The sequence below is a fragment of the Oleiphilus sp. HI0067 genome, from assembly GCF_001635735.1.
The window spans coordinates 1-12,443 of sequence record NZ_LWFI01000136.1 but is presented as its reverse complement, the minus strand read 5'-3'; the positions used below and the strand labels follow the sequence as shown (position 1 = coordinate 12,443).

Genomic DNA, 12,443 nt, shown 5'->3' with positions numbered 1-12,443 from the left:
GCTGAAGCCCTTGGATAGTGTCATCACCGCCCAGAGTAATCTTCATTGGCTCACCACCTTCTGACGTATCAACAACTTCATCCTGAGGATTTTTTAGCCAATAATTAACTGTGTAAACTGTCATCAAATAAATCCAATATTATGTATTTATAAAACGTTACTTCGAAGAACGATCTATCAACCAGTCTGCACTGATCGCCCATGTATGTGATGGCGCAGATGCACCTGCAAACACCCCAGCATGCCCGCCTGGCACAACGCAAAATTCTTTATCTGTGGAGGACACGATATCAAGAATTTTATGCGCAGCTTTCACGCTAACGATATTATCGCTCTCACCGGCAAACGCTAGAATAGAGCACTTAATCTTTTTAAAGTGCGCCTTAGCTTTACCAATCCGCATTTCACCTTTTGCAATACGATTATCAATCATCATGTGAACAGCCATGTCTTTGATCGTTTCACCAGGATAATCAACCATGTCATCAAACCACTTACTCATTGTGAGGCTTTCTTCTAAGTATTCCCTGTCCCAGAGATTCAAGAATTTCTCGTATGAATTAATGACACTACCAATAGGGTTCGTAAGCTTAAAAGTGACCGACGAAACCCAACCAGGTACGTGGAACATTTTAGCCGGCATATCCAATACAGAGACATTCAAGATACTGGATATAGCCTGCGCTGGCTTATACACGACAGATAAAAACTTCCCCGTAATACCACTCTGGTGCATGTCAACCGGGCTCGCAACAGTCACGAGATTTCTAACACGATCATCGCCTGATGTAGCTAGATACATCAATGATAACAATCCACCCATGCAGTAGGAGAAAATAGACAACTCATTAGACTTTGAGTGCGAGACTACCGAATCAACGATCTGAGGCATCCACCCCATGACGTAAGATTCGAGCGACAAATCAGAGTGATCAGCCGTAACATCTCCCCAGTCAACGAGATATACATCAAAACCTCTAGCTAAAAAGTATCTTACGACGCTTCTATGCGGCATTAAGTCAAATATTAACGAAGTCGCGGCAAGTGGCGGCACAAGCAATACTGGAATATTCGCCGCACGTGTCGCGTCATCTTCCACATCAATCTGCTCTCCGGCCACTTCAATTTTAGACTCATCTAAGGGCTGATAATGGCGAACAGACATAATTCCATCGGAATGTACGACATCATAGGGGCTCAAATCTGCAATAACAAAATTGTCTGAAAACAATGTTTGCTCAATGCCATGACGAACGGACCAAAGTGCTTTTTTTAAAAAGCCAGGTTCTTTAGACATGAAAGAATTCTCTTATTAACTGCACGAACTAAGGACGCGCTATTGTATAAAAAGCACAAAAACGATCAAGCGCTTGGGGTACGTGAGATTCTATTTGCACATTAATGAGCGAAATACTTTTTAGCACCTTAAAAACTTAACCCTTAACCTTACGTCAAATGACGCTCAATTGATTGATAAAAGCCATACATTTTCCAGTAGAGCTACTGCGTAATATTTGGCCCAAATGAAATATGAGTTTTCGCACTCGCGAATAATTCATCACTCAAGCCCTTTAAACTTGAAACAAAAAAGCCCCGGTAAAACCGAGGCTTTTCATCAGGTACTAGCGCGTATTAACCGCCTAAGAACTTGATCATTACACCTGCTGCAACCGCAGATCCGATAACACCAGCTACGTTTGGCCCCATCGCATGCATAAGCAGGAAGTTTTGCGGATTGTTCTGCAAACCAACTTGGTTTGATACCCGAGCCGCCATTGGAACAGCAGATACACCAGCAGAACCAATCAACGGGTTGATCTTATTCGTGCTAAATACGTTCATCAATTTAGCCATCAGAACACCAGTGGCAGTACCAACACCAAATGCAACCATGCCTAGAACAAGGATACCAAGCGTTGTTACATCTAAGAACTTGTCAGCTGAAAGCTTAGAACCAACAGACAAACCAAGGAAGATAGTTACAACGTTGATCAATGCATTCTGCGCAGTATCCGAAAGACGATCTACTACACCACACTCTTTCATCAAGTTACCAAGACAGAACATACCAAGAAGTGGCGCAGCATCCGGTAGGAACAACGCAACCAAAATCAATACCGCAATTGGGAACAAGATTTTTTCTAATTGGTGTACTGGACGTAACTGAACCATCTGGATCTTACGCTCTTCAGCATTCGTCAAAGCATTCATGATTGGTGGCTGAAGCACAGGAACCAATGCCATGTATGAATATGCCGCAACAGCAATTGCACCCAATAAATGTGGCGCTAGAACGCTAGCAACATAAATCGACGTTGGGCCATCCGCACCACCGATAATACCGATCGCTGCAGCTTCGCCAATATTGAATTCCATTACGCCTGTCATGGTTAGAACCGCTGCACCTAGAACGGTACCAAAGATACCGAACTGCGCCGCTGCACCTAACAAGATCGTACGCGGGTTAGCAAGTAATGGACCGAAGTCAGTCATCGCACCAACACCCAAGAAGATCAAAAGAGGACCAACTGTACTACCAATAATAACGCTATAGAAGTTCGCCAACATGCCGTTAGCATAACCTGCATTCTTAGCGATTTGATCCGCAGCAAATACCGTAGATGCATTACCTTCTACATAAGCAGCTTTGAATGCCTTCAATGTTTCAGCAGTAATTTCTTGACCTGCTTCAAAAGGAATCTTCAGAACCTCTGAAAGAGCAAGCATAACGTCCGGCTTATGGAAGTGAATCGCGTTTTCCGCGGCAGTTAGTGCCAAGCCAGCTTCTGGGATGTTCGCAAGAACACCACCAAAACCGATTGGCACTAAAAGTAATGGTTCGAAGCCTTTCTTAATTGCTAAGTACAATAAGAAAAGACAAACCACGATCATCGTAATTTGGCCGCCAGTGATATTGTAGAAACCACTACCGGTCCAAAGATTGAGGATATTCTCCATATCTAACGAACCTTACTTATAGGGTTAACAATGTATCGCCGACTGCAACAGAGTCGCCAACTTTAACGCTGATAGCTCCAACAGTACCCGCACGAGGCGCACGTACTTCTGTTTCCATCTTCATCGCTTCAAGAATCAATAATAAATCACCTTCTTGAACTGCTTGTCCTGGCGTAGCAATTACTTTAAAAATGTTACCCGCTAATGGAGCAGGAACTGGCTCACCGCCACCCGCTGGAGCTGCTGCCGGAGCCGCACCTGCTGGCGCTGCTGCACCACCTTGAACTGGAACCATACCGGTAATGTCGCCACCTTCTTCCACTTCAACAGTGTAAGACTGACCACCAACATTAATGGTGTAAACACCCTTGCCGCCTTTACCAGCAAGAACATCATCTTCACTTGGCACAGGCTCGAACGCGTCAGCGTTGCCACGATTCTCAAGGAACTTAAGACCAATCTGCGGGAACAGTGCATACGTTAGAACGTCATCAACTACGTCGTCTGCAAGCTTGAAGCCATTTTCTTCAGAAAGCTTCTTAACTTCATCAGTCAACTTATCCATTTCAGGCTCTAGAAGATCGCCCGGACGACATGTAATCGCTTCTGCACCATCAAGTACACGATCTTGAAGTTCTTTATTGTATGGGGCCGGAGCTGCACCGTATTCACCTTTAAGAATACCAGCCGTCTCTTTTGAAATTGACTTGTAACGCTCACCAGTCAATACATTCAATACAGCCTGTGTACCAACAATTTGAGATGTAGGAGTAACAAGAGGAATATGACCTAAGTCTTCACGAACACGTGGAATCTCTTCTAATACCGCATCAAATTTGTCCGCCGCACCTTGCTCTTTCAACTGGTTTTCCATGTTGGTTAACATGCCGCCAGGAACTTGAGCGATAAGGATACGTGAATCTGTACCACGCAAAGAGCCTTCGAATTTCGCATACTTCTTACGTACTTTGCGGAAGTAAGCGGCAATCTCTTCTAGCAAGTCCATGTTTAGACCAGTATCACGATCTGTGCCCGCAAGTGCTGCAACAACACTTTCCGTTGCCGTGTGGCCGTAAGTCATAGACATAGATGAAATGGCTGTATCAACACGGTCAATACCCGCTTCAACAGCTTTTAAAATTGCCATGTCTGAGATACCAGAAGTAGCATGAGCGTGCAATTGAACCTCAAGATCAGTCTGAGCTTTCAAACGACTTACTAACTCGTAAGCTGCGTATGGAGTCAAAGTACCAGCCATGTCTTTGATTGCGATCGAGTCAGCACCAAGGTCTTCGATTTGCTTAGCTAATTCAATCCAGTTTTCGAGGGTATGAACCGGACTAGTTGTGTAAGAAAGCGTACCCTGAGCATGACCGCCATTTGTTTTAACCGCTTTCAAAGCGCGCTCAAGGTTGCGAGGGTCGTTCATCGCATCAAACACTCGGAACACTTCTACGCCATTTTTAACAGCACGCTCAACAAACTTATCAACAACATCATCTGCGTAATGACGGTAGCCAAGAAGATTTTGACCACGCAACAACATTTGTTGCTTAGTATTTGGCATCACTTTTTTAAGTTCGCGAATACGATCCCATGGATCTTCGCCAATGAAACGAATACATGAGTCAAACGTCGCACCGCCCCATGACTCTAGAGACCAATAACCAACTTGGTCTAATTTCTCAGCGATTGGAAGCATATCGTCGATACGCATACGTGTTGCAAGAAGTGATTGGTGAGCATCTCGAAGTACCACATCGGTGATACCGAGTTTCTTATTTGCTTCAGTCATTACTGTCAGGCCTTCTATTAAAGGTTTAGTAGTTATAATTCGATATTAGCGTTTCTTGTCCGAACGGTACTGATTAACCGCTTCTTGTAAAACTGCAAGTAATTGTGCATCAGCCGGCGCTGCAGCAACAGGAGCTGGCGCCGCTTTAGCTGGTTCAGGCTTCGGCGCATACTTGTTAACTAGCTTTGACATAGTCGAAGTCACAACAACAAGAATCGCTAGAAATACGAAGACGAAGCCCATACCGACAGCCATGAGACTGAACGCTTGAGTCATTAAATCGCTCATAGTTTGATCAACCCTTATGGATTAATTTATAAGTAAGCAGGCGTGCATTTTCCTGCCATTTAAAAGCTCCGGTAATTTACCGCCATTCAATAGGCTTAGCAAATTCGAATCCGCTATTAAGACCATAACCAAAACTAATGCAAAACACCAAAACAAAAAGGAATACAGATAGATACCAATATACAAACTGTTATGAGTAAAAAGACAAGCACGTAACCCATACAAGAGACCTTGAAGACCCTAGACTGCCTGCAACAATGCCACCGACCCTGAGACAGAATAAACCATATAAACTTGATCCGACTTATGAACTACAAAGCACAAGCCTTCATAATAAATTTTTAAACTCTGACCGCGCGAAGATCGTTTGGAGAAATCTGCACACTCACTAAGCTGTAAAACCTGACGCAAAATCTCGCAAGCCAAACACCAATGTTTGTTTATATTGCCCTCTCCCCTATTAACGAGTAGCAAATAATCAACTAACACTGAAGAACCTAGCACCAACACACGTTCAGCTAACCAAGATTCAAGAGGACTAACCGCCCGAAAAGAAGAGCGACACAAATAGACACTCTCACCATCACACTCCAGATACCAATGCACACACTCAAGACCACCCATCTCCAAGAAAGCGCCTGCCCCTGTAGCCATCACGTCATTAATTCGATCCCTCTGAACATCTCTATTAACGGTTGTCGACAAAACTGCCATAACTCGATCAACCTTGTTATCAAACGTCTGCGTTGCATCACGCAAGCTGGAGAGCAAACTCCTCTCTACCAATCTTTTATGCGAATGACTCAGAGGATACGTGGGCAAATATAGGTGAGGACTTGCAGCCCTATTTGAGCGCGAATTGCTTCTTACATTGAATAGATTTTTAAATTTCATGATTTGACCTCCCTGAAAACTAAGGCCAATAATAAAATTTATAACGACACGTCATGTCGTTCGAAACAAATTAGGGGAAAGTGGCGCGGCTGGGAGGATTCGAACCTCCGACCGCCTGGTTCGTAGCCAGGTACTCTATCCAGCTGAGCTACAGCCGCGCAATGGTTCGGTCATAAACCGAAACACTTGATTAAAAGGGGTGTGGCACGGCTGGTAGGATTCGAACCTACGACCACCTGGTTCGAAGCCAGATACTCTATCCAACTGAGCTACAGCCGCATCTTATAAAAATCAAGGTACAACTTAAGGTAGGTTTGAAGTGGCGCGGCTGGGAGGATTCGAACCTCCGACCGCCTGGTTCGTAGCCAGGTACTCTATCCAGCTGAGCTACAGCCGCGTATCTTCAAAAAGGTGTCATGGCGGAGAGAGAGGGATTCGAACCCTCGATGGGCGTAAACCCATACACCCTTAGCAGGGGTGCGCCTTCAGCCACTCGGCCATCTCTCCAGACGCGGCGTATAATACCAAAAAAATATTAAATGCCAAGCGCCAATTTCGTTTATTTCCTGTTTTTTCAGAGGATCGATCAGGGAATAAACGATTCGCCTAATTACTCATCAGAACCCGAAGTATCGGACTTCTCTTTCTGGATTCTTTGGTAGATTTCTTCACGGTGAACAGACACATCTTTCGGTGCATTTACACCAATTCGTACCTGGTTACCTTTTACTCCTAGCACAGTCACTGTGACATCATCGCCAACCATAAGCGTTTCACCAACGCGGCGCGTCAAAATTAGCATTCTTGCAACTCCTTCGTTTGTACTACCTTCCAAAGATTATCTTAACTTGTAGGACGTCCAAATTAATTACTGCCAGTAAAGTCTACTTTTCTCAAAAAGAAAGGAACATCTTAGAACTTTTCTTTATGGACACCTAATCATTACCGGCAAGCTTGTATTAAGCAGATTATAAGCGAGAACTGTAATTACTCACTCTTATCCAAATCAAACGCTGTATGCAATGTGCGCACAGCTAATTCCATGTACTTCTCATCAATCACGACTGAGATTTTAATTTCAGACGTAGAGATCATCTGAATATTAATGCCTTCCTGAGAGAGCGCGTCGAACATGGTGGTAGCAACACCTGCATGCGATCGCATACCAACACCAACAATAGAGACTTTCGCGATTGTGTCATCGCCAACGACCTGCTTAGCACCTAGATCAGCACAAACCTGCTCTAAGATTGCCAATGCTTTTTTGTAGTCATTACGGTGGACCGTAAAAGTAAAGTCCGTGCAGTTATCGACACCAACGTTTTGAACAATCATGTCGAGTTCAATATTCTGATCACTGACAGGCTTTAAAATCTTGCTAGCGATACCCGGAATATCAGGAACACCAACAAGCGTTAATTTCGCTTCATCACGATTAAAAGCAATACCAGAAACTAACGGCTGCTCCATACCACCCTCATTATCTATAGAAATTAAGGTACCCGGCCCTTCCTTAAAACTGGATAGAACACGCAAAGGCACACTATATTTACCCGCAAACTCGACAGAACGAATCTGCAAAACTTTAGAACCGAGACTAGCCATCTCGATCATCTCTTCAAAAGTAATCTGCTCCAGACGTTGCGCTGACTCAACTACACGAGGGTCTGTTGTGTATACACCATCGACATCCGTATATATCTGACATTCATCAGCTTTAAGAGCAGCCGCCAAGGCAACAGCAGTTGTATCTGAACCGCCCCGACCAAGCGTCGTGATATTGCCCTTTTCATCAACCCCTTGGAATCCAGCTACAACGATAACGCGCCCTTGCTCAATATCAGAGCGCATCTTATCTTCGTCGATATCTAGAATGCGAGCCTTCGTATGCGTATCGTCGGTTGTAATTCGAACCTGCCCGCCTGTATATGATCTCGCAGGACAGCCTCTTTTGTTCAGCGCCATACTCAACAAGGCAATCGTTACCTGCTCACCCGTTGACACCAATACATCCATTTCTCTAGGCGTAGGCTCGTCGGTAATGTCGCTGGCAAGACCGATCAATCGATTTGTTTCTCCACTCATTGCAGAAACAACTACGACGATGTCATCTCCCTTATCGCGAAAGCCTTTAATTTTATCCGCAACAGCTTCGATACGCTCAACCGTACCAACAGATGTGCCGCCAAACTTCTGAACCAACAAAGCCATTTCTTTATTCCTGTACCACTACCAACGCACTACGTATATGCAAAAAGCGCGGGATTATAACTTACTTTCAACCCAAACTTGAACCCTAGCTAAAGCTTCATCTAGCCTAGCCAAATTGGTGCCACCACCTTGCGCCATATCAGGACGACCGCCGCCTTTACCATCAACGATCTGGGAAACTTCTTTCATCAATTCGCCAGCTGAAAATTTCTTTGAAATCGACTTAGTCACACCCGCAATCAAAACAATCTTATCGCCTTCCTTAGCAGCTAATAACACGACAGCTTCACCAAGCTCATTCTTCAATTTATCAACGGCATCCATTAACGCTTTACGATCCATGCCGTCAGCGTTTTGCGCCAAAACTTTAATACCCGACACGTCTTTTGCATTACCAGCCAACTCACTACCCGCATCAGCAGCTAGTTTCGCCTTTAATTTTTCAAGCTCTTTTTCTGCAGATTTAAGCTTTTCAAACTGACCCAACGCTTTGTCTAGGACGACATCTTTATTACATTTCAAAGCCGCCGCTAACTCAGAAAGTTGCTCTAAGTTTTCACGAACATAACGTTCGGCCGCATCACCTGTGAGCGCTTCGATTCGACGTACACCAGAAGAAATGCCACCTTCAGAAACGATTACAAGTTGACCGATATCTCCTGTTCGTTGCACGTGTGTACCGCCACAAAGTTCAACAGAAAAAGAATTGCGTCCCATAGAAAGTACGCGCACTTCATCACCGTACTTTTCACCAAACAATGCCATTGCACCCATCTCGCGAGCCGAATCCATATTGGTCAACGTAGTTGTTACAGCTGTATTAGCGCGAATCTCGGAATTAACAATCGATTCCAATTCGCTAACTTGCTCTTTAGTCACCCCTTCATAATGCGCAAAGTCGAAACGCAAACGCTCACTATCTACCAATGACCCTTTCTGGACCACGTGTTCACCTAAAACCTTGCGCAAAGCAGCATGCAAAAGGTGTGTTGCAGAATGGTTCAAAGCAGTTGCTTCTCGCTCTGACTGGGCAACTTCACACTCTACAGAATCGTCTTTAGCAAAATTGCCGTTAGCTACAACACCAAGATGAACAAATTGATTGCCTTGCTTTTGAGTATCTTTTACTTCGAAAACCGAATCACCTGAGCGAATTACACCCGTATCTCCGGCCTGACCACCAGACTCAGCATAAAAAGGCGTTACATCAAGTACGATAGCCCCAGCTTGTCCTTGCGCTAAAGAAGCTTCCTGACCATCAACAAGCGTGGCGACGATATTACTTTGGCCTTCTAGGGACTCATAGCCAACAAAACTCGTTTCGCCTTCGATAGAGAAGGTATCATTATAATCAACGTCGAACTTGCTAGCGGATCGAGCTCTTTCGCGTTGCGCTTCCATGGCCACATCAAATCCATGGTAATCAAGCGTCAATCCGCGCTCTCTCGCAATATCGTTAGTTAAGTCAACGGGAAAACCGTAAGTATCATAAAGCGTAAATACTGTTTTTCCGGAAATAACCTTGCCTTCAAGCTGATCAATATCAGCTTCTAAAAGCCGCATACCTTTATCCAGTGTCTTAGCGAACTGCTGCTCTTCTTGAAGCAAAATTTTCTCGATTTGAACCTGCCCCGTCCTTAACTCTGGGTAGGCGTCTCCCATTATATGAACAAGACTAGAAACTAACTTGTAGAAAAATACCCCTTCCGCGCCAAGTTTATTACCGTGGCGAATAGCGCGGCGAATAATACGACGCAATGTATATCCACGACTTTCATTAGACGGCATCACGCCGTCCGCAATCAAAAACGCGGCTGAGCGAATATGATCAGCAATAACACGCAAAGATTTTTCTTCAGTGGACACACCATTCAAAAGATTAGACGCATCAGATAACAAATCTTGGAATAGATCGATCTCGTAGTTGCTATGCACACTTTGCATAACGGCAGCGATACGCTCCAACCCCATCCCTGTATCAACTGAAGGTTTTGGTAATGGATTCATTTTCCCGTCGGCAGTGCGGTTAAACTGCATAAATACCAGATTCCAAACCTCAATGTAACGATCACCGTCATCATTTGGTCCACCAGGAGGATCACCTGCAACAGCTTCACCATGATCGTAAAAAATCTCGGTACAAGGTCCGCATGGCCCGGTATCACCCATCGACCAGAAGTTGTCTTTTTCTCCTAAACGAGAAAAGCGATCTTGATTGATACCAATATGATTAAACCAAATTTCTTCAGCCTCTTTATCGCCCTTATAGACCGTCACCCAAAGCTTTTCTTCTGGAATCCCAAGTTCCTTGGTCAGAAATGTCCAAGCAAACTCAATCGCCTCTGTTTTAAAGTAATCACCAAAACTAAAGTTCCCCAACATTTCAAAAAACGTATGATGGCGAGCCGTATAACCAACGTTTTCAAGATCGTTATGTTTACCACCTGCGCGAACGCATTTTTGAGATGTGGTCGCTCGGCTATAGGCACGTTTTTCAGTACCTAGAAACGTATCCTTAAATTGATTCATACCAGCATTAGTGAATAGCAAGGTCGGGTCATCGGCCGGAACGAGTGAACTACTTGCCACTCGCTGATGCTCGTTTCGAGCAAAGTAATCTAGAAATTTCTCGCGGATTTCTGCCGTCTTCATCTTTAAGGACTCACCAGGAAGTTTTAGTTATAGAATTCAATGAGCTGCATCAGCAGCAAAGCAGCGTACTGTAACATAATTTACATTGACCGGAACGCATTTAGGGGCGAACTCAAGCACTTTCCAATCTTTAGTTTGTAATATTTTCTAAACTTGGGATCTTATATGCGCTAGTATTCATAACGATTAATGATTTGGAAAAAATATGCGCGAGTTTTACGAAAACGTAGAAGAAATGAACACTGCGGGCTTACCTCGACGGCTAGCTGCGATGTTTTATGATTTTCTCCTAAATATTGCTCTTTTAATGGTCACCACTGGTGTATACATGATGATTTCCAAAAAAGTCATCGGAGCTGAAACGTACAAGGCAATGAATGAAAGCGGCAGTACAATTGGCGACCCAATTCTAACAGTAATATTGTTCGCCACATTGTTTTTATTCTACGGATATTTCTGGACCAAAACCGGACAAACACTTGGTATGCAAGTTTGGCATCTTCGTGTCCAGACTCACGATGCAAAACGCATCACATGGGTACAAGCACTCCGCAGATTTATCGGAGCATTTATATCGACATCTATATTCGGACTTGGCTATTTATGGCTCTTAATCGATAAAAACAATCGGACACTTCAGTGTTATATCTCAAACACTCAGATCGTAAGGATCCCCAAAAGAGCGAAAAAATAGTTACTTTACTTTTTTAATGCCAAGAACAATAAAAACAAGACCAACAACAAAAGCGACAATTGCCTTTGTAGATGACGAACCCGTCAACGCCTGCCCCACTTGGCCAGATAGAGAAGAACTAACGTTATACCCCCATAGAACAACTGCAACACCAACCACAATCAAAACGATACCCACAATTTTTTGAGAGCCCATAAACTCACCTCGCTTTAAGTAGTGTGGCCATTTAAGTAAACATAATGCATTTTGTCTAATTTGTGATCAGCACTCAGTCGTGGACCGATAATAAGCACATCACTAATACTGCTATCGCATACAGAATTGATGGATAGACCACAAGCTCTTACCACACACATTAAAAAGCATACCCAAAACTGTGTTAATGCTTTCACGGTTAAAACCAAACTTGCCCAAAACGTTCTTAGCTTGAACAGGGATTAATAATTAAAGTAACGGGTGCGGTTTGAGAGGATGATCTTGCGATTTATAAAAAGGACGAGATTCCACAGCAGTTTTGCATTAGAAGATTAAAGCCGGTCGCGACGGACCTTTGCTCACAGGCTTAGCTCGTTGTATGCTTACGGGGTATACCTAGAATTGGCTACAGCAGTCTTTGCCTTACTCCACATGGTACCCATGTGAATGCTCTGTCTATAAATTCCATACATAAAAAAAGGGCTATCCAACCAGATAGCCCTCTCTCATATTAGAAGCCTGACGATGACCTACTCTCACATGGGACCTCCCACACTACCATCGGCGATGAACCGTTTCACTTCTGAGTTCGGGATGGGATCAGGTGGTTCCAGTTCTCTATGGTCGTCAGGCAAAACTCTGGTTGAAGTAACTTACGGTCGTTACACCAACACTTAATTCTGCTGTTGTCTTTAACATTGGAAGCAATAGTAGTCGCTTATGATTCATATCTTCATTATTCGTCGATTTTTCGAT

General features: G+C 44.0%; 10 protein-coding genes, 4 tRNA genes and 1 rRNA gene. 1 reads left to right on the top strand and 14 read right to left on the bottom strand.

The window, feature by feature from the left end:
• Positions 1-157: 157 nt before the first annotated feature.
• From A3739_RS01875 to alaS, 12 genes are all read right to left on the bottom strand, one after another.
• The gene (locus A3739_RS01875) at positions 158-1,297 is read right to left on the bottom strand and encodes an alpha/beta fold hydrolase (RefSeq protein ID WP_068479365.1); all 1,140 of its coding nucleotides are present in this window, start codon (positions 1,295-1,297) and stop codon (positions 158-160) included.
• Positions 1,298-1,632: 335 nt separating this feature from the next.
• Positions 1,633-2,958, bottom strand: coding sequence for a sodium ion-translocating decarboxylase subunit beta (locus tag A3739_RS01870; protein ID WP_068479364.1), 1,326 nt, complete (start codon positions 2,956-2,958; stop codon positions 1,633-1,635).
• Positions 2,959-2,974: 16 nt separating this feature from the next.
• Positions 2,975-4,753, bottom strand: coding sequence for a sodium-extruding oxaloacetate decarboxylase subunit alpha (gene oadA / locus A3739_RS01865; RefSeq protein ID WP_068479362.1), 1,779 nt, complete (start codon positions 4,751-4,753; stop codon positions 2,975-2,977).
• 45 nt (positions 4,754-4,798) lie between these two features.
• Positions 4,799-5,029 (bottom strand): OadG family protein, encoded by a 231-nt coding sequence (locus tag A3739_RS01860; RefSeq protein ID WP_231876670.1) that lies wholly within the window; start codon positions 5,027-5,029, stop codon positions 4,799-4,801.
• A gap of 252 nt (positions 5,030-5,281) precedes the next feature.
• Complete coding sequence (locus A3739_RS01855) at positions 5,282-5,800, bottom strand: hypothetical protein (RefSeq protein ID WP_068479358.1); 519 nt, start codon at positions 5,798-5,800, stop codon at positions 5,282-5,284.
• Between the two features lie 216 nt (positions 5,801-6,016).
• Positions 6,017-6,093: transfer RNA gene (locus tag A3739_RS01850), tRNA-Arg, on the bottom strand.
• Positions 6,094-6,137: 44 nt separating this feature from the next.
• Positions 6,138-6,214, bottom strand: a tRNA-Arg gene (locus A3739_RS01845).
• A gap of 41 nt (positions 6,215-6,255) precedes the next feature.
• Positions 6,256-6,332: transfer RNA gene (locus A3739_RS01840), tRNA-Arg, on the bottom strand.
• Positions 6,333-6,352: 20 nt separating this feature from the next.
• Positions 6,353-6,442, bottom strand: a tRNA-Ser gene (locus tag A3739_RS01835).
• Positions 6,443-6,545: 103 nt separating this feature from the next.
• Entirely contained in the window at positions 6,546-6,737 is a 192-nt protein-coding gene (gene csrA, locus A3739_RS01830) for a carbon storage regulator CsrA (protein ID WP_068479356.1), read from the bottom strand.
• Positions 6,738-6,922: 185 nt separating this feature from the next.
• Positions 6,923-8,146, bottom strand: coding sequence for an aspartate kinase (locus tag A3739_RS01825; protein WP_068479354.1), 1,224 nt, complete (start codon positions 8,144-8,146; stop codon positions 6,923-6,925).
• Positions 8,147-8,200: 54 nt separating this feature from the next.
• Entirely contained in the window at positions 8,201-10,798 is a 2,598-nt protein-coding gene (gene alaS, locus A3739_RS01820; protein WP_068479351.1) for an alanine--tRNA ligase, read from the bottom strand.
• A gap of 205 nt (positions 10,799-11,003) precedes the next feature.
• Here alaS and A3739_RS01815 point away from each other — a divergent pair, with 205 nt between their 5' ends.
• Complete coding sequence (locus tag A3739_RS01815; protein ID WP_068479348.1) at positions 11,004-11,492, top strand: RDD family protein; 489 nt, start codon at positions 11,004-11,006, stop codon at positions 11,490-11,492.
• Here A3739_RS01815 and A3739_RS01810 read toward each other — a convergent pair whose 3' ends face one another.
• Both A3739_RS01810 and rrf read right to left on the bottom strand, forming a co-directional pair.
• Positions 11,493-11,687: a DUF3185 family protein gene (locus A3739_RS01810; protein WP_068500039.1), complete on the bottom strand. Its 195-nt coding sequence runs from the start codon at positions 11,685-11,687 to the stop codon at positions 11,493-11,495.
• 517 nt (positions 11,688-12,204) lie between these two features.
• Positions 12,205-12,319, bottom strand: a 5S ribosomal RNA gene (gene rrf, locus A3739_RS01805).
• Positions 12,320-12,443 lie beyond the last annotated feature (124 nt).